Origin of the sequence: Kosakonia sp. CCTCC M2018092 (genome assembly GCF_003864115.1) — a bacterium.
Classification (GTDB): domain Bacteria; phylum Pseudomonadota; class Gammaproteobacteria; order Enterobacterales; family Enterobacteriaceae; genus Kosakonia; species Kosakonia cowanii.
Genome location: NZ_CP034225.1, coordinates 1,986,753 through 2,008,581, shown reverse-complemented (window position 1 = coordinate 2,008,581; position 21,829 = coordinate 1,986,753). Strand labels below are relative to the sequence as shown.

The 21,829-nt window shown below is 53.7% G+C and carries 24 protein-coding genes and 1 pseudogene; 8 read left to right on the top strand and 17 right to left on the bottom strand.

The genetic code is table 11. The features are described 5' to 3' along the window. Window positions 1–106: 106 nt before the first annotated feature. The 5 genes and pseudogenes from cspE to mgrB all read right to left on the bottom strand — a co-directional run bounded on the left by cspE (window position 107) and on the right by mgrB (window position 2,497). Window positions 107–316, bottom strand: a complete 210-nt coding sequence (gene cspE / locus EH164_RS09620; protein WP_001062678.1) for a transcription antiterminator/RNA stability regulator CspE — start codon at window positions 314–316, stop codon at window positions 107–109. A 12-nt stretch (window positions 317–328) separates the two neighbouring features. Beyond that, window positions 329–469: pseudogene (locus EH164_RS09615) on the bottom strand (DUF2627 domain-containing protein). A gap of 511 nt (window positions 470–980) precedes the next feature. Then, on the bottom strand, window positions 981–1,970 hold the full coding sequence (locus EH164_RS09610; RefSeq protein WP_124968066.1) for an MBL fold metallo-hydrolase: 990 nt from the start codon (window positions 1,968–1,970) through the stop codon (window positions 981–983). Window positions 1,971–1,988: 18 nt separating this feature from the next. Continuing rightward, window positions 1,989–2,279 carry a YebO family protein gene (locus tag EH164_RS09605; RefSeq protein ID WP_124968065.1) on the bottom strand — a complete coding sequence of 97 codons (291 nt, stop codon included), beginning with the start codon at window positions 2,277–2,279 and terminating at the stop codon, window positions 1,989–1,991. A gap of 74 nt (window positions 2,280–2,353) precedes the next feature. After that, window positions 2,354–2,497, bottom strand: coding sequence for a PhoP/PhoQ regulator MgrB (gene mgrB / locus EH164_RS09600; RefSeq protein WP_023480134.1), 144 nt, complete (start codon window positions 2,495–2,497; stop codon window positions 2,354–2,356). A gap of 162 nt (window positions 2,498–2,659) precedes the next feature. On the opposite strand from mgrB, the gene EH164_RS09595 reads away from it, so the two are divergent. Continuing rightward, window positions 2,660–2,899, top strand: coding sequence for a YobH family protein (locus EH164_RS09595; RefSeq protein WP_023480149.1), 240 nt, complete (start codon window positions 2,660–2,662; stop codon window positions 2,897–2,899). A 48-nt stretch (window positions 2,900–2,947) separates the two neighbouring features. Here EH164_RS09595 and kdgR read toward each other — a convergent pair whose 3' ends face one another. The 5 genes from kdgR to EH164_RS09570 form a co-directional block, all read right to left on the bottom strand. Beyond that, window positions 2,948–3,739: a DNA-binding transcriptional regulator KdgR gene (gene kdgR / locus EH164_RS09590; RefSeq protein ID WP_124968064.1), complete on the bottom strand. Its 792-nt coding sequence runs from the start codon at window positions 3,737–3,739 to the stop codon at window positions 2,948–2,950. A 258-nt stretch (window positions 3,740–3,997) separates the two neighbouring features. Then, window positions 3,998–4,879, bottom strand: coding sequence for a protease HtpX (gene htpX, locus EH164_RS09585; RefSeq protein ID WP_124968063.1), 882 nt, complete (start codon window positions 4,877–4,879; stop codon window positions 3,998–4,000). Between the two features lie 195 nt (window positions 4,880–5,074). Then, on the bottom strand, window positions 5,075–7,123 hold the full coding sequence (prc, locus tag EH164_RS09580; RefSeq protein WP_094419639.1) for a carboxy terminal-processing peptidase: 2,049 nt from the start codon (window positions 7,121–7,123) through the stop codon (window positions 5,075–5,077). Window positions 7,124–7,142: 19 nt separating this feature from the next. Continuing rightward, entirely contained in the window at window positions 7,143–7,838 is a 696-nt protein-coding gene (gene proQ / locus EH164_RS09575; RefSeq protein ID WP_023480122.1) for an RNA chaperone ProQ, read from the bottom strand. Window positions 7,839–7,934: 96 nt separating this feature from the next. Continuing rightward, a complete protein-coding gene (locus EH164_RS09570) occupies window positions 7,935–8,432 on the bottom strand; it encodes a GAF domain-containing protein (protein ID WP_054803637.1) in 498 nt (165 codons plus the stop codon). Window positions 8,433–8,563: 131 nt separating this feature from the next. On the opposite strand from EH164_RS09570, the gene yebS reads away from it, so the two are divergent. The 5 genes from yebS to EH164_RS09545 all read left to right on the top strand — a co-directional run bounded on the left by yebS (window position 8,564) and on the right by EH164_RS09545 (window position 14,617). Next, complete coding sequence (gene yebS / locus EH164_RS09565) at window positions 8,564–9,847, top strand: membrane integrity lipid transport subunit YebS (RefSeq protein ID WP_124968062.1); 1,284 nt, start codon at window positions 8,564–8,566, stop codon at window positions 9,845–9,847. Continuing rightward, complete coding sequence (locus EH164_RS09560; protein ID WP_164483613.1) at window positions 9,816–12,449, top strand: PqiB family protein; 2,634 nt, start codon at window positions 9,816–9,818, stop codon at window positions 12,447–12,449. The genes yebS and EH164_RS09560 overlap by 32 nt, the downstream gene beginning before the upstream one ends. Before the next feature lie 77 nt (window positions 12,450–12,526). Next, window positions 12,527–13,966 (top strand): 16S rRNA (cytosine(1407)-C(5))-methyltransferase RsmF, encoded by a 1,440-nt coding sequence (gene rsmF, locus EH164_RS09555; RefSeq protein WP_164483612.1) that lies wholly within the window; start codon window positions 12,527–12,529, stop codon window positions 13,964–13,966. Window positions 13,967–14,080: 114 nt separating this feature from the next. Then, window positions 14,081–14,320, top strand: coding sequence for a YebV family protein (locus EH164_RS09550; protein WP_023480127.1), 240 nt, complete (start codon window positions 14,081–14,083; stop codon window positions 14,318–14,320). A 105-nt stretch (window positions 14,321–14,425) separates the two neighbouring features. After that, the gene (locus tag EH164_RS09545; RefSeq protein ID WP_023480173.1) at window positions 14,426–14,617 is read left to right on the top strand and encodes a YebW family protein; all 192 of its coding nucleotides are present in this window, start codon (window positions 14,426–14,428) and stop codon (window positions 14,615–14,617) included. Here EH164_RS09545 and pphA read toward each other — a convergent pair whose 3' ends face one another. The 6 genes from pphA to yobA form a co-directional block, all read right to left on the bottom strand. Further along, entirely contained in the window at window positions 14,618–15,262 is a 645-nt protein-coding gene (pphA, locus tag EH164_RS09540) for a protein-serine/threonine phosphatase (protein WP_124968059.1), read from the bottom strand. Between the two features lie 315 nt (window positions 15,263–15,577). Beyond that, window positions 15,578–15,865 carry a hypothetical protein gene (locus EH164_RS09535; RefSeq protein WP_370277169.1) on the bottom strand — a complete coding sequence of 96 codons (288 nt, stop codon included), beginning with the start codon at window positions 15,863–15,865 and terminating at the stop codon, window positions 15,578–15,580. A gap of 1 nt (window position 15,866) precedes the next feature. Then, window positions 15,867–16,427, bottom strand: a complete 561-nt coding sequence (locus EH164_RS22580) for a peptidoglycan-binding domain-containing protein (protein ID WP_164483611.1) — start codon at window positions 16,425–16,427, stop codon at window positions 15,867–15,869. Window positions 16,428–17,076: 649 nt separating this feature from the next. Next, window positions 17,077–17,421 carry a YebY family protein gene (locus tag EH164_RS09520; protein ID WP_124968057.1) on the bottom strand — a complete coding sequence of 115 codons (345 nt, stop codon included), beginning with the start codon at window positions 17,419–17,421 and terminating at the stop codon, window positions 17,077–17,079. A gap of 18 nt (window positions 17,422–17,439) precedes the next feature. After that, the gene (gene copD / locus EH164_RS09515) at window positions 17,440–18,309 is read right to left on the bottom strand and encodes a copper homeostasis membrane protein CopD (protein ID WP_124968056.1); all 870 of its coding nucleotides are present in this window, start codon (window positions 18,307–18,309) and stop codon (window positions 17,440–17,442) included. 1 nt (window position 18,310) lies between these two features. Continuing rightward, window positions 18,311–18,685, bottom strand: a complete 375-nt coding sequence (yobA, locus tag EH164_RS09510; protein WP_124968055.1) for a CopC domain-containing protein YobA — start codon at window positions 18,683–18,685, stop codon at window positions 18,311–18,313. A gap of 136 nt (window positions 18,686–18,821) precedes the next feature. On the opposite strand from yobA, the gene EH164_RS09505 reads away from it, so the two are divergent. Continuing rightward, window positions 18,822–19,052, top strand: coding sequence for a DNA polymerase III subunit theta (locus EH164_RS09505; RefSeq protein WP_034813210.1), 231 nt, complete (start codon window positions 18,822–18,824; stop codon window positions 19,050–19,052). A gap of 11 nt (window positions 19,053–19,063) precedes the next feature. Next, complete coding sequence (gene exoX, locus EH164_RS09500; protein ID WP_023480129.1) at window positions 19,064–19,726, top strand: exodeoxyribonuclease X; 663 nt, start codon at window positions 19,064–19,066, stop codon at window positions 19,724–19,726. On the opposite strand, the gene ptrB is transcribed toward exoX, so the two are convergent. After that, window positions 19,727–21,781, bottom strand: a complete 2,055-nt coding sequence (ptrB, locus tag EH164_RS09495; RefSeq protein WP_124968054.1) for an oligopeptidase B — start codon at window positions 21,779–21,781, stop codon at window positions 19,727–19,729. Window positions 21,782–21,829 lie beyond the last annotated feature (48 nt).

The following is a 21,829-nucleotide window of genomic DNA, read 5'->3' as shown; positions in this document are numbered from 1 at the left end:
TACCGTCAAATGTTGCGGCAGGGAAAATAAAAAGCCCCGCACAGTGGCGAGGCTTGATAACTGACATTGATACGCGAAACGCGTCTCAAGCTCAGAGGTGTCGAAATCAGATAGCAGTTACGTTAACTGCAGCCGGGCCTTTCTGACCGTCCTGAATTTCAAACTCAACGTTCTGGCCTTCAGCCAGAGTTTTGAAGCCGTTACCCTGGATAGCAGAGAAATGTACGAATACATCTTTGCTGCCGTCAGCCGGAGTAATGAAACCAAAACCTTTAGACTCGTTGAACCACTTAACTTGACCTTTAATCTTTGCCATTTGCAAAATTCCTTAATGTATATACTTCGCCCGCAGGCATTGACTGAGAAAACTGAGACATTACTGCTTGAGGCACTAATATAAGGTTCGGCAGAGAAGCTGTATTCAACGAAACGTTTTACTCAGGACTTCTTTACTGAAAATGCCACACATAAACAGAATTGTACCTCGATTGACCCACAACGTGTTATCACATAATACGTAAACTATGGCAAGCCATTTTTAGATATGTCTCGATCCACCGCACAAATTCTACGGGTATCGAAACAACCACTGTTCATTTATTCACTTCAATGACCGTTATAGCAGCCGCTGCACCAGCAGGTTTACCCGATAAACGTAGACCATTTCTTTCTATTCATCAAGCAGTTCCATGCACTTACCGGGTGGCCGGAACCCTCATGCATTTCGCTTATATGCTAAGAACTTTCTGCGAATAGTTATGCTGTTTATTCGATTAGGAAGATTCTTAAATCATTAATGAGCCGGGACGAAACTATTGCTCAGGTTAACTATGAATAATTACTGAGCGAATAAGCGCAGGCGTGCACCAAAATAATGAAATCATGATGACACTGCATCATTTAAAGGCAATAAAACGTTTCGCGTAAAACAAAAGCGCACAATTTTAATACGGCTTACTTTTTATGGCGCTCGGCTTAAATTACGGCAGGGATAAATATTGACCAATTTTCAGGATCCTGAAGTTATCATTTTCTTCACCCGCTTCGCTTAAAGCGCGGCGTAACTCCTGCACCGGCTCGTCCAGTGATTCATCGGCAAGTTCAAATACGCCCCAGTGGATGGGAAAAGCCAGCGGTGAACCTAATTGCTGCCACAGCGACACCGCACTTTGGGGATCCATATGGTTTATCGACATGAACCAGCGCGGTGCATAAGCACCAACGGGTAGCGCGATCGCATCAATTTCTCCAAGACGTTGCGGGATCTGCAGAAGCGTGGTGCTGTAGCCGGTGTCACCTGCAAACCAGAAACGCGATGCGCGTGATTCAACAACCCAGCCGCACCATAACGAGCGGTTACGATCCCACGGGGTGCGCATACTCCAGTGCTGAGCGGGAACAGCGGTTAAATGCAAGTCATCAAGCGAGGCTTGCTGCCACCAGTCCAGTTCAGTGACAAAACGCGCGCCGAAACGACGAAGCGTGTCACCCAACCCGAGAGGAACAAAAAGCTTTACCTCAGTAAACCGGCGAAGCAGTGCGCGGATTGTCCAGCGGTCCAGATGATCGTAATGGTTGTGAGAGATAAGTATGGCATCCAGGGCGGGAAGATCGTCAATGGACAATGCCGGCGGCGTACGCCGCTGAGGCCCGGCGAAACGCAGCGGGGAGGCGCGCCGGGAAAAAACAGGATCGGTGAGCAGATATTTTCCCTGCATGCGTAAAAGCACAGAGGCATGACCAAGCCACCAGAGGCCATCGTCACCTGCTGCAATCTCGGCTTTTTGCCACCAGTCTTCAGTAAAAGCGTCATATCCTGCGAGTGGTGGACGGGGAAGCCCGGCAGCTTTGCGTTCCTGACGCCAGCGTTTTACATCGCCGGGTTGATGCGCCACGGCCGTCGGGTTACAAAAACCGTCGGGCGTATGGTGGGAGAGCGCGGGGTCATACCAGGGGTTTTTCCAGGCCATCTCTCCCCTCCTTTCAGGTTATCGTTCAGCCACCAGCCGGATAAACTCCTCGTCTTCACCCTTAGTCTTACTTTTTTCGACATCGGGGAGAGCAGCTTTTTCCGGCTCATTCGCTTCACAAAGACGGCGCAGCAGCGCATTTTGCCGTTTTTGCTGATCGAGCAGCGCTTCCAGCAGTTCAATCTGCTCGTTCGTACGTGAACTGGCACGATTGATAAAGAACCACAGCACCAGACCAATAACCAGAACCACCACAGAAACCAGCATAGACGCAAAATTTAACGTGCCAGAATTTAAGATTTCGTTCATTTCACACCCTCAAAGTAGACGCGGCATTTTACCACTGGCACTCAGGAAGGAAATCTTTCACTGCAGAAATGCGCTTACCAGGGGATGAATTTATTGATGACACAGATGCCGCTGAAAAATTGTACATCCTGATCGCACATCACATTGATCATTTGAGTCCATAGCAGCAGGCAGACCACCACCACGGCAATCAGCAACAGCCATCTAAATTTTCTCACTCCACTCTCCGAAACATTTCAAGGTGTAACCACACTAACACGGCTTCCTTAAACAGCGGGTAACTGTACCCCCTTTCGGTATTTTTAGGAATGTGTGACTTGTTTCAGCCAATAAAAGACGTAGCCTTAATGCCAGACTTAATCGATGTGCAAGGAGCAAACATGCGTACACTTATTCGAGGCGTTGTCGTTATCGCGCTGTTGTGGATCGGGCTCTTGCTGAGCGGTTATGGCGTGCTAATTAACAGTAAAGAGAATGCAGCAGGCCTTGGTTTACAGTGTAAATATGCGACCGCGCGCGGCACCAGCACGGCGCAATATGTTCATTCAAATAACGGATTTTTTGGCCTTGCCAACTGCCCGCTGATGCGTAAAAGCGAAAACGTGATTGATAACGGCTGATTTTTGCCATGAAAAAGCCGCCCTTTGGGGCGGCTTTTTTGACAATTATCAGAACGGATAGTCGTTATAACCCATCTGTTCAGAAATTTTTCGCGCTGCCTGATGCAGCATTTCAACGTATTCGTGCAGACGCTCTTCGGAGAAACGCAGGGTCGGGAAAGAGATGCTCAGACCGGCGATAACCACGCCAAAACGGTCAAACACCGGTACGCCGATGCAGCGTAACCCCTCTTCCTGCTCCTCATTATCTTCGCCGTAGCCCTGCTCGCGAACGATATCCAGCATCGGCAGCAGATCTTCGGTGCTGGTAATGGTGCGTTCGGTGCTGCGCTTATATTCAACACCTTCCAGAATCTGTTTCACTTCATCGCGATCCCGCCATGCCAGAAGCACTTTACCAATCGCGGTGCTATAGAGCGGATTGCGGCGTCCGATACGCGAATACATGCGCAGGTTATACATCGAATCGATTTTGTGAATATAAACGATGCTGTCTTCATCGAGAGCACCCAGATGGATGGTCTCTTTCGTCAGGCGAGAGAGTTCACGCATCTGGATATCCGCGCTGCGGATTAAATCAACGTTTTGCAGCGCACGCGCGCCAAGTTCAAATAACTTCAGCGTCAGGGAATATTTCTCTGACTCCCCTTCCTGTGCCACATAGCCTAACGATTTCATGGTCTGCAAAAAGCGATAAACGGTGCTTTTTGACATCATGACGCGCTGTGAAAGTTCGGTAATGCCGATTTCACGCTCTTCGCCCAAAGCCTGCAGAATGCCAAAGACCTTCAGTACAGAAGAGACAGAATCTGGCTGCTTGTCCAAATCCGCGATTGCCATTAATTACCTCATCGCCTGTGTTTTATAAAAATCAGAATAGGTTTTTATTATAAATTCGTCGACCATCCGCCGCAATGCGCGAATGCCTGGTTCGTTACAAATCTGCGACATTACGCCTGATACCACGTTGGCAGAAAGTATTACGCGATAATCTGCTGGATTCACTGCGTACAACTCCTGGTATTCCTGCCGGTCAGCGCTGTTTATAACAATAAAAAAAGCGCGTCAGTGGACGCGCTTTATCATTGGTGGCGGTAATTACTTCAGGTATGCCCCGGAACGTAACGCTTCAATACGTTTATCCAGCGGCGGGTGCGTCATAAAGAGTTCGCTCAGCGATTTTGACTTACCGTTGATGCAAAACGCCATCATGCTGCTCGCTTCCTGCGGCTCATAGCTGGTTTTCAGCCTTTGCAGTGCAGCGATCATCTTCTCGCGCCCTACCAGACGGGCTGAACCCGCATCGGCATGGAATTCACGGTAGCGGGAGAACCACATGGTGATAACGCTCGCCAGAATACCAAATACCAATTCCAGCACCGTCGCGACGGCAAAGTAAACCAGCGGGTTACCGTTGCTCTCTTCGCCCTCATCGCGGTCTCCGCCCATGAAGCCAGCGGCAATCTGGGCAATAATGCGCGAGATAAAGATAACGAAGGTGTTCACAATGCCCTGAATCAGCGTCATGGTGACCATGTCACCGTTGGCAATATGGCTGATCTCATGGGCGATGACCGCTTCGGCCTCATCACGGCTCATGTTTTGCAGCAGGCCGGTGCTGACGGCGACCAGGGAAGCATCACGGCGGGCACCGGTGGCGAAGGCGTTAATATCCGGCGCGTGATAAATCGCCACCTGCGGCATCGCAATGCCTGCCTGGCGAGACTGCTGTGCAACGGTCTCCATCAGCCAGCGCTGCATATCGTTGGCTGGCTGCTCAATGACTTCACCACCTACGGATTTCAGCGCCATCCATTTCGACATCAACAGCGAAATGAACGAGCCGCCAAAACCGAACAGCAGCGCCATAATCATTAACCCCTGAACGCTGCTCGACTGAATGCCCGTCAGGCTAAGCACAAGGCCGAACACCAACATGACAGCCAGGTTAGTCAACAGGAAGAGCGCGATTCGCATCATAATTTTCTTTTAACCTCGATTTAACAAAACGCACTATGCGGTTATCCACATCGTATGGGCGTGCGGGCTATTTTCAAGCAACAATGCTGCGTAAGTCACGAGAAAAACACAACTTTACACTTTGTAGCAGGATGCTTACGAGGATGGGAGGTTGTTAAAAAAACAGGCACAATTTCTTGTGCCTGTTGGGAGGAGTTACTTAGCAGACGCGGTTGATTCCGCGGGCTGATCTTTTTCAAGATGCGCGAGATCGAGCGCGATATGCACCGTCTCATCAAGATAGGGATCCGGCTCCTGATAATCCTTGGGCAGATCGTCCAGCTTCTTCAGCGGCGGCTTACCTTCGCGCTTGAAGCGATCGTTGAGACGCGAAAGACGAATAGCATCATCCTCAGCATTCTCTTTTTCACGCTGCGCCAGGTTCAGCGAGACCATATCGCGTTTCGCTTTCAGGGCTTCAAAACGCGCAATGTCCTTATTGATGTACTGGAACTCAGGATCTTTGGCGATACGCTCATCGTGCTTTTTCAGCAGCTCAGGACCGAAAGGTTTCAAATCGCCGGCGCGCACAAAAGTGGCAGCATTAATGCTGTCCCACGGCAGTGCGTTATCCTCGAATTTCTCCCCGGTTTCCGTCACCTGCGTGCCGGTCGGCATGATGATATCCGGCGTTACGCCTTTACGCTGCGTACTGCCGCCGTTCACACGATAGAATTTCTGGATGGTGTACTGCACCGAACCCAGCGCTGGCCATTCCGGGCGCAACATCTGATCGTAGATACGGTTAAGGGAGCGGTACTGCTGCACGGTGCCTTTACCGAAAGTCGGTTCGCCGACAATCAGCGCGCGGCCATAATCCTGCATGGCTGCCGCAAAAATCTCTGATGCCGAGGCGCTGAAGCGGTCAACCAGCACCACCAGCGGCCCTTTGTAGTAGACCACGCCGTCGGTATCGCTATCTTCACGCACTTTGCCGTTATTATCGCGTACCTGCACTACCGGGCCGGACGGGATAAACAGGCCGGAGAGCGAAACGGCTTCCGTCAGCGCCCCGCCACCGTTAGCACGCAGATCGATAATCACGCTCTTGACGTTCTGTTTTTCCAGCTTTTGCAGCTGCACTTTCACGTCATCGGTCAGGCCAACGTAGAAGCCAGGAATATCCAGCACGCCGACTTTTTCTTTGCCGACAGTTTTAACGGACATTTTCACTGCGCGATCTTCAAGACGGATGCGCTCGCGCGTCAGCGTCACAATGCGCGTTTTCGTCCCCTTGCCCGCAGGCAGGATCTCAAGACGCACTTTGCTGCCTTTCGGCCCTTTAATCAGCGCAACGACGTCGTCAAGACGCCAGCCGATCACATCGACCATATTCTGCCCGGTCTGACCGACACCAACGATGCGATCGCCGACGCTAATGGCTTTGCTCTTCGCCGCCGGACCACCGGCAACCATTGAGTTGATGACCGTATAGTCATCATCGCCCTGCAGCACCGCACCAATCCCCTCAAGCGAGAGGCTCATTTCAGTGTTGAACTGCTCGGTATTGCGCGGCGACAGGTAGTTGGTGTGCGGATCGATTTCACGCGCAAAGGCGGTCATCGCCAGCGAGAATACATCTTCGCTGTTGGTTTGCGCCAGACGGCGAATGGCAAACTTATAGCGACGAGAGAGGGTCTCGCGGATCTCTTTCTCATCTTTACCGGTGAGCTTAAGGCTCAGTTCGTCATATTTAACCTTGCTGTCCCACAGCGCATTCAGCTCGGCCTCATCTTTAGGCCATGGTGCTTTGCTGCGATCGAGGTTAAACGAGTCGTTACCGGTGAAATCCATCGGCCGCTCCAGCACTTTAAGCGCATACTGGTAGCGCTCAAAACGGCGCTGCTGCGCTTTATTGTAGAGGTCGTAAAAGACGTCCAGCTTGCCGCTGCGCAGCTCGTCACCAATCTCATTTTTCTTCTGCGAGAACTGCTCAACGTCGCTGGCCAGCAGGACGTTGTGGCTGTAATCAAGCAGATTAAGATAGCGGGTGAAAATCTTCGCAGAGAAGGCGTTGTCCAGATCGAACTGGCGGTAGTGGGAGCGAGTGAAACGCGAAGTGACGCGCTCGCTCACCGTGGCGTGCTGCGTCTCTTCTTTTAACACCGGGATTTGATCGGCCCGGGTAATATCTTCCACAGCCAGGGCGTGGCCTGTTACGAATAACAGGCCTGCCAACGCTGTGCGCTTAAACAAAGTGTTCATGCCAGGCCAGGCCTCCGTTTCAGAACAAGAGATGTTCTGCGCGTACAATCATCGACATACCCGAGCTAAGCTGTACGCGAACGCCGTCTTTGGTGATTTCAAGCACGGTTGCGCTCATCGCGTTATTACCCGCTTTCACTTTCAGGTCCTGACCCACGCTCAGCACGGAGATGTCAGAAACTGGCGTATGGCGCTCTTCCTGCTGAGGTGCACGTTCGCGCTGCGGTTTAGCCGCCGGCTTATCGGCGCGAGGCTTGCGTTGTTCTGCGCCCTCTTTACGGCGCGGAGCCGGACGAGGTTTGCGCTCACGACGCGGTGCGTCTTCCTGACCAGCAGCAGCGGCAGCTTCACGTTTTTTGGCTTGCTGTTCAGCGCGTTGCGCCTGAACACGGGCTTTCGCTTCTTCAAGCTGCTTGCGGGCATGCTCAACGTGTTGCTCATCCAGCACGCCACAGGCATTGCCGTCGAGATCGACACGCGTCGCGCCAGCTTTGATACCGTACAGGTAACGCCAGCTCGAAGTATAAAGACGTAAAGCGGAACGAAGCTGGGTTTTACTGAGATTCATCTCACCCTCAACACGCGCCACTAAATCCTGAAAGATACCGATTTTCAGGGGGCGTGCCTCGCCTTCAGCACTGAAACAGTGAGGGAAACGTTCGGCCAAAAAAGCGATCACTTCTTTACTGCTATTCAACTTAGGTTGATTTTCCATGAAATTTCCTGATTACAACGGACGTTGCCAACAAGCGCAGGCATGAACAGGCGTCATTATAATGACGCTAACAGTAAATGCTACGTTATCCGTTGATTATCCTGCGACAGTCGCAAAGAATTTTTGATAATCGGTTGCCGCAAGGCACTGTTCCAGATGAGAAACCAGCTCGCGCAGGCCCTTTTCATCCTCTTCGCTAAAGCGCGAAAATTCGACGCTGTCGATGTCCAGCACGCCAATGATCTGACCACTTACTGTGATCGGCAGCACAATTTCAGAGTTGCTGGCCGCATCGCAGGCGATATGCCCGTCAAATTGATGAACGTCTTCAACCCGCTGCACACGGTTTTGCGCCACCGCGCTACCACAGACACCGCGCCCGACAGGGATGCGAACACAGGCGATTTTGCCCTGGAACGGCCCTAACACCAGCGTGTCGCCTTCCAGTAAATAGAAACCGGCCCAGTTGACCCCATCCAGACGTTCAAACAGCAGCGCGCTGGTATTAGACAACGTCGCTAAAAAACTGGTTTCACCTGCCATTAATGCCTGAAAATCGCGGTTTAAGTCCGCGTAAAACTCTGCTTTGTTCATTATCCAACCACTTTGGTGTCTTACTGAGTAAACGGCTAAGCCTAATAAAATAAGCATTAAATGCGTTGATGCTCAAGATGTTCTCATCATGAGTTAATATAGATGCATCTAACCCTTTTCTGATCCGACCGATGGCACTAAAGATACAACACATTTCGCTTAACAAAAAAATTGCGATCCATCATGTCGGCGAAGCTTTGCCACGGGCACATTATCAGCGCTGCCCGCAATGCGATACGCTTTTTGCGTTACCGGTTATGAAATCGCACCAAAGTGCATTTTGTCCCTGCTGCGATGCCAAGATCCGCGATGGACGCGACTGGTCATTAACCCGTCTCGCTGCTATGGCGGTGACGATGCTGATGCTGATGCCTTTTGCCTGGGGCGAACCGCTGCTCCACTTTTACCTGCTGGGCGTGCGTATTGACGCCAACCTGTTGCAGGGGATCTGGCAAATGACCGCCCAGGGCGATGCGCTTACCGGGGCGATGGTGCTCTTCTGTACCGTTGGCGCGCCGCTGGTGCTGGTCAGTGCAATCGCCTATTTATGGTTCGGCAACCGACTTGGGATGAATCTGCGCCCGGTGTTGCTGATGCTTGAGCGCCTGAAAGAGTGGGTGATGCTGGATATCTATCTGGTTGGTATCGGCGTCGCCTCGATCAAAGTGCAGGATTACGCTTACCTGCAGCCCGGCGTCGGGCTTGTCGCTTTTGTGGCGTTAACCATTCTTAGCGTGATGACGCTTATCCATCTGAACGTCGAGCAACTGTGGGAGCGTTTTTACCCGCAGCGCCCGGCTAAGCGCCCCGACCCGCAGCTGCGCGCCTGCCTCGGCTGCCACTTCACCGGCTTGCCTGATGCCCGCGGCAGATGCCCACGCTGCCATATTCCGCTGCGATATCGCCGCCGACACAGCCTGCAGAAGTGCTGGGCGGCGCTGATTGCTTCGATGATTTTTCTGCTGCCCGCTAACCTGCTGCCGATTTCGGTGGTCTACATCAACGGTTCGCGGCAGGCCGATACCATTATGTCGGGCATTATTTCCCTCGGTAACAGCAATATCGCCGTGGCGGGGATCGTTTTTATCGCCAGTATTCTGGTGCCGTTTACCAAAGTGATCGTACTGTTCACTTTGCTGGTCAGTATTCATTTCAAATTTGAACAGGGGCTACGCACTCGCATCCTTCTTCTGCGCTTTGTGACCTGGATTGGGCGCTGGTCGATGCTCGATCTGTTTGTCATCTCATTGACAATGTCACTGATCAATCGCGACCAGCTCCTCGCCTTTACTATGGGACCCGCTGCGTTTTATTTCGGCGCGGCGGTTATTTTGACTATTCTTGCTGTGGAATGGCTGGACAGCCGCTTACTTTGGGATGCACATGAGTCAGGAAAACCACGCTTCGCCGACTGAAGCGCGCATTAAAACAAAACGACGCATTTCACCGTTCTGGTTGCTGCCAGTGATCGCTTTGCTGATCGCCGGCTGGCTGGTCTGGAGTAGCTATGAAGATCGCGCCAACACAATCACCATCGACTTTATGTCCGCTGACGGCATCGTCGCCGGACGTACGCCCATTCGCTATCAGGGGGTGGAAGTCGGCACGGTGCAGGATATTAGCCTGAGCGACGATCTGAAGAAGATTCAGGTCCGCGCCAGCATCAAAGCCGATATGAAAGATGCGCTACGCAACGAGACGCAGTTCTGGCTGGTGACGCCGAAAGCATCGCTGGCGGGCGTTTCGGGGCTGGATGCGCTGGTCGGCGGTAACTACATCGGTATGATGCCAGGCAAAGGTGAACCGCAGGATCACTTCACCGCCCTCGACACGCAGCCGAAATACCGCCTCAATAATGGCGACTTGATGATTCATCTGCACGCGCCGGATCTCGGTTCGCTCAACAGCGGCTCGCTGGTCTATTTCCGCAAGATCCCGGTTGGTCGCGTATATGACTACGCCATCAACAAAAATAAACAGGGCGTCACGGTGGATGTGCTGATTGAGCGCCGCTTTACCAATCTGGTGAAAAAAGGCAGCCGCTTCTGGAACATCTCCGGTATGAAAGCAGACGTCGGTCTTAGCGGCGCGAAAGTGGAGCTGGAGAGCCTGGCGGCACTGGTTAATGGCGCTATCGCCTTCGACTCGCCGGATAACTCGGCACCCGCAGCAGCCGATGATGAATTTGGGCTATACAAAGATCTGGCTCACAGCCAGCGCGGCGTGCTCATCAAGCTCGATCTGCCGAGCGGCCAGGGGCTGAAAGCCGGCTCAACGCCGCTGATGTATCAGGGGCTGGAAGTGGGTGAACTGACGGACATCACCCTTAATCCGGGTGGCAAAGTAACCGGTGAGCTGACCGTCGATCCGGGCGTGGTCAATCTGCTGCGTGATAATACGCGCATTGAGATGCGCAACCCGAAAGTCTCCCTGAGCAATACCAATCTCAGCTCCCTGCTGACCGGCAGCACGCTGGAGCTGATTCCCGGCGAAGGCCAGCCGCGCGATCAGTTCGTTGTGCTGCCCGCGGATAAAAACCTGCTGCAGGAGCCGGGCGTCATCACCCTGACGCTCACCGCGCCGGAGAGTTATGGCATTGATGCCGGGCAGCCGCTGGTGCTGCACGGTGTGCAGGTCGGCCAGGTGCTGGAGCGTAAGCTGACCAGCAAAGGCGTCTCGTTTGCCGTGGCCATCGATCCGCAATATCGCGATCTGGTGCATGGTGACAGCAAGTTTGTGGTCAACAGCCGTGTGGATGTGAAACTGGGGCTGGATGGCGTTGAGTTCCTTGCAGCCAGCGCCAGTGAGTGGATCAGCGGCGGCATCCGCATTCTTCCGGGTGATAAAGGGGAGATGAAACCCACCTACCCGCTCTTCGCCAACCTTGATAAAGCGCTGGAGAACAGCCTTAGCGATCTGCCCACCACCACCCTGACGCTGACGGCGGATACGCTGCCGGATGTGCAGGCGGGTTCGGTCGTGCTCTATCGTAAATTTGAAGTGGGTGAAGTGATCACCGTGCGCCCACGCGCCAATGCCTTTGATATCGATCTGCATATCAAACCGGAGTATCGCAACCTGCTTACCGCCGACAGCGTCTTCTGGGCAGAGGGCGGCGCGAAGGTGCAGCTTAATGGTAGCGGATTAACCGTGCAGGCTTCACCGCTTTCGCGCGCGATTAAGGGCGCCATCAGCTTCGACAACCTTAGCGGTGCGGGTGCCCGCTTGCGTAAAGGCGATAAGCGTATTCTTTACGCCTCGGAAACCGAAGCGCGCGCCGTCGGCGGCCAGATCACCCTGCATGCTTTTGACGCCGGCAAGCTGGCAGAAGGGATGCCAATTCGCTACCTCGGCATTGATATCGGCCAGGTGCAGGAGCTTCGCCTGCTGACGGATAAAAACGAAGTGCAGGCCAGCGCCGTGCTCTACCCGGAATATGTGCGCAACTTCGCCCGCGCCGGATCGCGCTTCTCGGTGATCACGCCGCAGATCTCCGCCGGTGGTGTTGAGCATCTCGACACTATCCTGCAACCCTATATCAACGTTGAGCCTGGGCATGGCGATGCGCGCCGCGATTTCGAACTCGCCGAAGCGACAATTACTGATTCCCGTTACCTTGATGGGTTGAACATTGTGGTTGAAGCGCCGGAAGTGGGTTCAATGAATATCGGCACACCGGTGCTGTTCCGCGGTATTGAAGTGGGAACGGTGACCGGCCTTGCGCTGGGTACCCTCTCCGACCGCGTGATGATCGCCATGCGCGTCAGTAAGCGTTACCAGCATCTGGTGCGCAATAACTCGGTCTTCTGGTTAGCCTCCGGTTATACGCTGGACTTTGGCCTGACCGGCGGGGTGGTGAAAACCGGCACCTTTAATCAGTTTATTCGCGGCGGGATCGCCTTCGCGACGCCACCGGAAACGCCGCTGGCACCGAAAGCGCAGCCGGGCAAACACTTCTTGCTGCTGGAGAGCGAACCAAAAGAGTGGCGGCAGTGGGGTACCGCGCTACCACGTTAACCTGAGTGCTCCGGCGTGCCCGCGCCGGAGCCTTTATGCTACACTGCGCGCCTCTTTTTTTCCTTCTGGGGCGCCCCGTGGCTCAAAACGCTGTTTACCTTCCTGAAGAATTTCTCGCCCAGATGCGCCTGGCGATGCCTGAGCATCTCGATTTTGATGAGTTTATTGCCGCCTGCCAGCGCCCGCTGCGCCGCAGTATTCGCGTCAATACGCTGAAAATTTCCGTCGATGACTTCCTTTCGCTGGTCGCGCCCTATGGCTGGCAGTTAACCCCGGTGCCGTGGTGCGCGGAGGGCTTCTGGATCGAGCGCGACGAGGAGGAGAGCCTGCCTTTAGGCAGCACGGCGGAGCATCTGAGCGGCCTGTTTTACATCCAGGAAGCGAGCTCAATGCTGCCCGTTGCCGCGCTATTTGCCGGGGAAGCGATGCCGCTACGCGTGATGGACGTCGCCGCTGCGCCGGGTTCGAAAACCACGCAGATTGCCGCCCGGATGGGGAATCAGGGTGCCATCCTTGCGAATGAGTTCTCTGCCAGCCGGGTAAAAGTGCTGCATGCGAATATCAGCCGCTGTGGCATCCAGAATGTGGCGTTGACCCATTTCGACGGCCGCGTGTTTGGTGCTGCGTTACCCGAAATGTTTGACGCCATTCTGCTGGATGCGCCCTGCTCCGGCGAAGGGGTAGTGCGCAAAGATGCCGATGCGCTGAAAAACTGGTCCCACGCCAGCAACCTGGAGATTGCCGCCACCCAGCGCGAGCTTATCGACAGCGCCTTTCATGCCCTGCGTCCCGGCGGCGTGCTGGTCTACTCCACCTGCACGCTTAACCGCGACGAAAACGAAGCCGTCTGCCACTGGTTAGCGCAGCAGTATCCTGATGCCGTTGAGTTCGAACCGCTCGGCAAGCTGTTCGACGGCGCAGAGCAGGCGCTGACGGCAGAGGGGTTTCTGCATGTCTTTCCACAAATTTTTGACTGCGAAGGTTTCTTCGTCGCCCGGTTGCGTAAAACCGCAGCGGTAGAGCGCTTACCGGCCCCGACCTACAAAGTCGGTCAATTTCCGTTTGCGCCACTGAAAGCGCGCGAATGTGCTGCCGTTACCGCCGCAGCGGCTGAGGTCGGCTTACGCTGGGGCGACTCTCTGCGTCTGTGGCAGCGTGATAAAGAGATCTGGTTATTCCCTGCTGCCATTGAAGATCTGATCGGAAAAGTCCGCTTTTCCCGCCTCGGCATGCGCCTCGCGGAGACCCATAACAAGGGCTACCGCTGGCAGCATGAGGCGGTGATCGCCCTGGCAGGTGATAATAATCCGCTGGCCTTTGAGCTGACGTCAGAGGAAGCGGAAGAGTGGTATCGGGGCCGCGATATCTACCCGCAGGCCTTGCCAGCCGGGGATGAAGCGATTGTGACCTTCCAGGGGCAGGCGCTGGGGCTTGCGAAAAAAGTGGGTTCACGGCTGAAAAATAGCTACCCGCGCGAGCTGGTTCGCGACGGTCAGCTTTTCGCTGGCAAGGCGTGACGGAGCGCATAAAAAACGCATTTTTTGACTGGCGACTTTCCGGCTGTTGTACCAGGCTGAAATGTGGGCGGCTTTACTGGTCGTACCACATTTTAACGATCGACGGAGAGCATTATGACGAAAACCAGCGTGCGCATTGGCGCATTCGAAATCGATGATGCCGAGTTGCAGGGAGAGAGTCAGGGTGAGCGCAAACTGCATATTCCATGCAGTTCAGACCCCGATTTATGTATGCAGCTTGATGCCTGGGACGCGGAAACCAGCATTCCTGCGATCCTTAACGGCGAGCATTCTGTCCTTTATCGCGAACACTATGACGAGCAGTCTGATACCTGGATCATGCGCCTTGCCTGATCCTATGGGAACCCGTCCGTGAGACGGGTTATTTACCTGCCTGATTTCCCCTGCCCCCATTCATCCCCTACACTTATCGTTACGTTGTACAGAACCGAGGATGGAATGTTCGCGCTGGTCTTATTTGTTTGCTACCTGGACGGTGGATGTGACGACATCGTGGTTGATGTCTTTAATAGTGAGCAACAGTGCCTGGCTGCGATGGACGATCAGCGTATGCGTCACGGCGGTTGTTTTCCCGTAGAAGATTTTATCGATGGCTTCTGGCATCCGGCGCGCGACTATAGCGACTTTTAACTACTGCAATTGCACCAGCGTTAACTCACCGCCGAACACCGCGCCGGTGTCGATATAGTGCTGGTTATGGGCATCGAAGCGCGTTTTTAGCGGCGTATGCCCAAACCAGAAGTCATCCGCCCCCATAATGCGTTCCCCTTTCCCGTACAGAAGCTGGTTAAGCCGCTCCCGCCGCCACAGCACCGACTCGCTATCCACCTCTTTTTGCCAGCCATACTCACTGGCCGGATAATCGGCGTGGGCAATAACATTCAGCCCGCCGGATGTCTGAAGCTCAAGAATATAGGGCAACTGCGCACATTTGTGCAGGGCATCAAGCGCCTGCTGTTGCTCCTCTTCGCTAAGCTTTGCAAACCAGCCGCCGCCGTTCATCTGCCATAGCGCACGGTTGTTTTCCCGCAGGGCGTCGATGGCCATCTGTTCATGATTGCCGCGCACGGTAATAAACCAGCGCTGATTAAGCAGCGCCAGGCACTGCAAACTCTGCGGGCCGCGGTCAATCAGGTCGCCGACGCAGATCAGCAGATCCTCATAAGGGTCGAAGTGACGCTCCCGCAGCGCATGCATCAAGCGTTGATAGCAGCCGTGCAGATCGCCGACCAGCCAGATATGCCGCCACTGCGCGCCGTCGATACGTTGATACATAATCACTCCCCCCTTTTCAGTATAGAAAACAGGCGACATACTTCCCCTAAACGATTGAGCGTTTTGAGAGTAGGGTTGCGAAAAAAGAAATTGTCATCTGCAGGATTAAACAAGATGACAGTAGTAACGAGTCATGGGAATGTTCGAACATAACGTGCGGTGGAAGGCCGTCGTAATTTGAACTGCATACTCATAATAAAAACGGAGAAGGGTTTTAAGATATCTTTTGAATGAAAGAACTGATTTCCTGGCGACATCGTGAACTATCATCGTCGCCAGGGGGTTACAGTAATGAGAACCGATAATGTGCTGTCATTAAAGATCGTACTGCGAGATGACCTCTTCCACTTGCTTGCTACTTTTATATTTCTTTTTAAGCTGCTCTTGCTGCTTACGCGCAAGATTGCAGTATTTATCCACTTCGACTTCAATCTCTTTTTGTCGGCTCTTAGGTAATGAGCTATCCCATTCACCGGCTAGATACTGACAGTTTTCAGCATTGGCCTGAAACGCTTTGATATCCGCCTGCATATCATCAGCCTGCGCAGAAGTACAACTTACTGTGAGTAACACTAATCCCGCTGCTATCATAAATTTTTTCATTTTATCTCCCGTCCGTTGACCAATGAGGTTTATCCCTGGCACCACCATGAAATTTAATGACATCATAACTACGACCTATTTGATGAAGTTCTGTATTCATTCCATCTCTGGGGGGCGTTCTAATTATGACTTCATTATTATTTTTGTCAGTGATGTGCAGATCGCCAGTCCAGGAAATATTCATATCTATCGCGCTGCCCTCCGTATGTCGGCTACGTAATGCCGGAGCAACGTTCAATCCTGTCATCCCATAAGCTGCTACCATTGCATTGGCTTCACGCAGACTCTTTGCATCGTTTCCATGGTCCCATTCAATTTCTACGCCGTCCATCGCTGGCACGTCCGCAGCGCGAACTAATCCTCGGCTTATTTTCCAGCACCAGTGCATAAGGTAAGCTCTTTCAGGCGGTCGAAGCGTAGCTGCTATCGTTACCCTTGCTCCAGCGTCATTAAGAGCCGCCAAAAACTGCTCAACATTTGTACGAAAGGGGTAGCTTAATGTTTGAGTCGAGGTGCTACCTTCAAACTTATTCACCCAAGCTGCGCCACTTAACTCCTTCATTCTATTCTCCTTAATTTGACACGTGACAGAAGAATACTCTAATCGCTATGGAAGAAAAAGTTTCGCTGGCAAAGTTTTAGAGTTAACAACTTGATTTAAAATAATAAACCGATGAAAGCATTACACGAGTAACTGTACAAAAGATTTTGTCGAAGCATCTTGTAATTCTATTATCTTTTAAGATACAAAAAAGAAATTTACAGTAAAATTCAACAAGTTAAGCAGACTGGAGACATGCAATTAATACAGCATTGAGATTTTACCTGGTCATAAATACATTGTAATTAGCAAGACGCCTGCTTATCTGATTGTGTTATGGTTCAAACAGAATATGGCGTTTTCAGGAGATTTCAGGAAACATTTAGACACCCACGGATTAAACGCCATATTTCAGAGAGATAAAAAAAGACCGAATACGATTCCTGTATTCGGTCCAGGGAAATGGCTCTTGGGAGAGAGCCGTGCGCTAAAAGTTGGCATTAATGCAGGCTTAGTCGCCTTGCATCTTAAGAATAGATGACGACACCAGCTTTTCCAGTCCGCGACAAATGTGGTCAGAAAAATCCGGTAATTGTCACGTTTATCATAAAAAAACGCAGGCGGTGTTAACCGGACCTGCGTTTTTTTATGCTGTATCAGGCGATTTTCATCAGCCCGTGCAGAGGGATTTTGCGCGCTCGATAAAGGGGGCGAGGCTCATTTTCTGGCCGGGGTGTTCTGGGTCGTCAACCTGAATGATGCTGATCGGCTGACCGGTGCTTTTCCCACTGTCGACCTGCTTCTGCGCGATATCATTGAGCGGATACTGCACCAGCGTGCTGGGATTGATGGCGAACAGGGCATTGCCCGGTCGGCAGGTCAGCATTATCTCTTCGCGATTGAAGGCCCATTTCTCTTTGCCAACCTCGAACCGGCTGACGGTTATCACCTGCGGCGCAGCCAGCGCGGCGGCTGAGCTGGTCAGCATTAATACTGCAATCACACTCTTTTTCATTCTTTTCACCAGATTTATTCAAAAAGGCTCCCAGGTGGCAAACAGGCTTACCGCCGCCAGCACCAGCGCACCGATTATCAATTCTGCCCGCGTTAACGTTATAAAGCGCTGCCGCGCACTTATATCGCCCAGGCTCAAGCGTGGCACCAGAACATACCGGTTCACAAGCGCGATTGCCACCATCAACGCGACAAGCGCACATTTGAGCAACAGCATGCGCCCCCAGGCGCTCTGCCACGGCCACGCCAGCCCCTGAATCAACACTGCATTAACCATGCCGGTAAGGATAACGCCCGCCACCGCCAGGTGACCATAACGGGAGAAGCGCATCATCGCGCCGATAGCCGCAGGTTGGCTCCCCTCACGCGTCAGCTGCATGCAAAACAGCACCGGCAGCAGGCCGCCCAGCCACATCGCCGCGCACAGCAGATGCAGTGCATGATTGAGGTGTTGCAGTACACCGGCAATCCCTTCGCGCATCGCTGCGTGACCGAGGCCCGCCGCCAGCAGAAACTGCAGCGTCGTTAACAGCAGCAGCTTTCTTTGCTGCGCTGGCTGCAACAGCCCGGCAAAGAGGGTCAGTAGCGCGAGGAAGATTTGCCAGGCCAGCAGCGAGCCTGCCTGCGTACCAACAACCGCGCGCCATATCGCGGGCTGCCACACCTCCGGCCAGCCGCCAGCCATCATCCCGCCCTGCACCGCATAGAGAAACAGCGCGCTCAATGCTGTCAAAATCAGGCAGACGCGCTGGAGCGGCAGGAAGTGTTGGGTAAGTGTCCGGCGCAAATCGTGCGGGGTCAACCAGGCGCTGAACAGCGCGCTGCCAAATAACAGCATCAGGGCGGCGAAGTGGAGAAAGCGCAGCCCGACAAAGAGCGATGACAGCATGTTACTTCACAGAAAAACTGTATTGCCCGTGAGTTTTATGGCCGTCGACCGAGACCACCTGCCAGCTGACGGTGTACTTCCCAGAAGTCAGGGGCTGTTCAAGCGGCACAATCATCTGGGTCTTATCTTTTTCGTTGCGCTTTACCGCCCCGGTTTTGATCGGCTTCTGCTGCGCGTCTGTCACTTTAATACCGCTGAAGGCAGGCTCAATCCCTTCTGAAAAGTTGAGCGTTAATGCCTGCGGTGCCGCCGTCACATCGGCATCCGCAGCCGGGTACTGCCCTTTGAGGTGGGCATGCGCCAGCACCGCCGGGGCGACAAAAAGTGTGGTAATGAGGGCAAAAGCGCGTAAGCGCTGCGTCGGGGAGATAAGCATAGAATCATTCCTTTTTGTTATGCATACGATATAGAGGATAAACCTGTACAATAGTTGAGTCGAGTCTCATCGCCGCCACGCTTGTCTTTCTGCGACAGCCTTAGTAACTTTTGCCGCCTGAACTGAGGAGAACATCATAATGACCAATCTTGCGCAGCTCGAACAAGAAGAGATGGATAAGGTGAATGTCGATCTGGCCGCCGCCGGGGTTGCCTTCAAAGAGCGCTACAATATGCCGGTGATTGCCGAAGCGGTTGAGCGCGAACAACCCGAACATCTGCGCGGCTGGTTTCGCGAGCGTCTGATTGCCCACCGGCTGGCCTCCGTCTCGCTCTCTCGCCTCCCCTATGAGCCGAAAGTGAAATAATGGAGCCGACTATGTTACGTGTTATCGATACAGAAACCTGCGATTTGCAGGGAGGTATCGTCGAGATCGCCTCGGTGGACGTGGTCGACGGAAAAATCGTGAACCCGCAGAGCCACCTGGTTCGCCCGGATCGCCCCATCAGCCCGCAGGCGATGGCCATCCACCGCATCACAGAAGCGATGGTGGCGGATCAGCCGTGGATCGAAGAGGTAGTCCCCTATTATCACGGCAGCGAGTGGTATGTGGCACACAATGCCAGCTTTGACCGCCGCGTGCTGCCAGAGATGTCCGGTGAGTGGATCTGCACCATGAAGCTGGCGCGTCGTTTATGGCCGGGGATCAAATACAGCAATATGGCGCTCTATAACTCGCGCAAGCTCAGCGTAGAAACGCCTGCCGGTTTGCATCACCACCGCGCGCTCTATGATTGCTATATCACCGCCGCCCTGCTGATTGACATTATGCAGGTCTCTGGCTGGACAGCAGAGCAGATGGCCACCATCACCGGACGCCCGGCGCTGATGACCACTTTTACCTTTGGTAAATACCGCGGCAAACCGGTTGCCGAGATCGCTGACCGCGATCCGGGCTACTTGCGCTGGCTGTTTAACAACCTTAACAGCATGAGCCCGGAGCTGCGTTTAACACTCAAACACTACCTTGGCGAGGGGTAATTACCCTTTGCCGGGCAGCGTCCCCTGCGCCAGCGCGATCAGAAACGCGTACTCCAGCGCCACGCCTTCATAGGATTTAAAACGCCCCGATTTACCGCCGTGCCCGGAATCCATATCAGTGCAGAGCAGCAGCAGATTATCGTCGGTCTTGTATTCCCGCAGTTTCGCCACCCATTTTGCTGGCTCCCAGTACTGCACCTGTGAATCATGCAGGCCGGTGGTCACCAGCATATGCGGATAGGGGTGCGCGCCAATATTGTCGTACGGGCTGTAACCCTTCATATAGTGATAGTAAATCTCATCCTGCGGATTGCCCCACTCCTCGAACTCGCCGGTCGTTAACGGGATCGACTCATCGAGCATGGTGGTCACCACATCAACAAAGGGCACCTGGGCGATTACGCCATGATAGAGGGAGGGACGCATATTGATCACCGCGCCCATCAGCATGCCGCCCGCGCTGCCGCCCATTGCATAACAGTATTGCGGCGAGCCGTAGCCCTGCTCCAGCAAACTGTCGGTGACATCAATAAAGTCATTGAAGGTATTTTGCTTTTTAAGGAACTTGCCCTCTTCGTACCAGGTATGACCCAGCTCGCCGCCGCCGCGAATATGCGCTATCGCGCAGACAAAGCCGCGATCCAGCAAGCTCAGGCGGCTGCTGCTAAAGTCGGCATCAATACTCGCCCCGTAGGAGCCGTAGCCGTAGACCAGCAGTGGGTTTTCGCCTTTGCGGAAATGGTTGTGGTTGTATACCAGCGAGACGGGCACTTCCACGCCGTCCCGTGCCACCACCCAAAGATGCTCACTGCGATAGTCGCCCGCATCAAAGCCCGCCACTTCCGTCTGCTTCAGCACGCGCCGCTCGCCGGTGTCCATATCCAGCTCGAACAAGGTATCTGGCGTGGTCATTGAGGAGTAACCGTAGCGCAGCCGCGAGGTTTCCGGCTCGGGATTGTAGGCAAGCCAGGTGACGTAAGCCGGATCGTCAAAAGCGATGCCGACCACTTCCCGCGTCTTACGGTTGATCTGCCGCAGGCTTGTCAGACCGCGCTGTCGCTCTTCAACCACCAGCCAGTCGGTAAACAACGTGAAGCCTTCGAGCATAATGTGATCGCGGGCAGGGATTAGCGCTTCCCAGCGCCGCTCATCGCGCACTTTGGTGCGATAGAGGCCGAAGTTTTTGCCATCGCGGTTGGAGCGCAGATAGAAGGTGTGCTGGTAGTGATCGAGGCTGTACTCATGCTCTTTGCGCCGCGGTAAAAAGCAAAGCGGCTGTGCATCCGGCAGTTCCGCGTCAAGCAGCAACACTTCGCTGGTGGTGGCACTGGCAAGGTGAATGGTGATGTAGTGCTGCGAGGTAGTTTTGCTCAGCCCCACATAAAAGGTGTCATCTTTCTCTTCGTAAACCAGTTCATCCTGCTGCATCGGCGAGCCGACCGTGTGCCGCCAGACCTGATAAGGGAGCAGCGTCGTGGCATGTTTACGCACGTAGTAGACGGTCTCGGAGTCGTTCACCCAGACAAAATCTGGCGAGACGTTATCCAGCACCTCCGGATACCAGTTGCCGGTCTCCAGATTGCGAAAACGTAAACCATACTGCCGCCTTGAGAGGAAATCCTCCGCCAGCGCCATAATGGTGTTGTCGGGAGAGATGTCGAGGCCACCCATGGTGTAGAACTCGCTGTGCGAGGCGCGCTGGTTGGCATCGAGAAGAGTTATCCAGTCGTCCCATTCAGAGCTGAGCACCGACTGGCGCTGATAGATGGCGTATTCATTGCCCGGCTCATAAATGTGCCGGTAACGATAGCCGTTACGAATATAGGGCGCGGAGACTTCGCGCTGAGGAATACGGGAGATGATCTCCTGCAACAGGTCATCCTGCAGGGCTTGCTGGGAGGCCATCACCTCCCGTCCGTAGTCATTCTCCTGATGCAGGTAATCAAGCACCTCTGACTGGGAGCGCGTGTCGTCCCGCAGCCAGTAGTAATTATCGACGCGGGTATCGCCATGAACGGTCATGGCGTGGGGGATCTGTTTTGCTTTCGGCAACATAGCACTTATCTTTTTTCTGTTTTCCATACCTATAAGGGTGGCAAAACA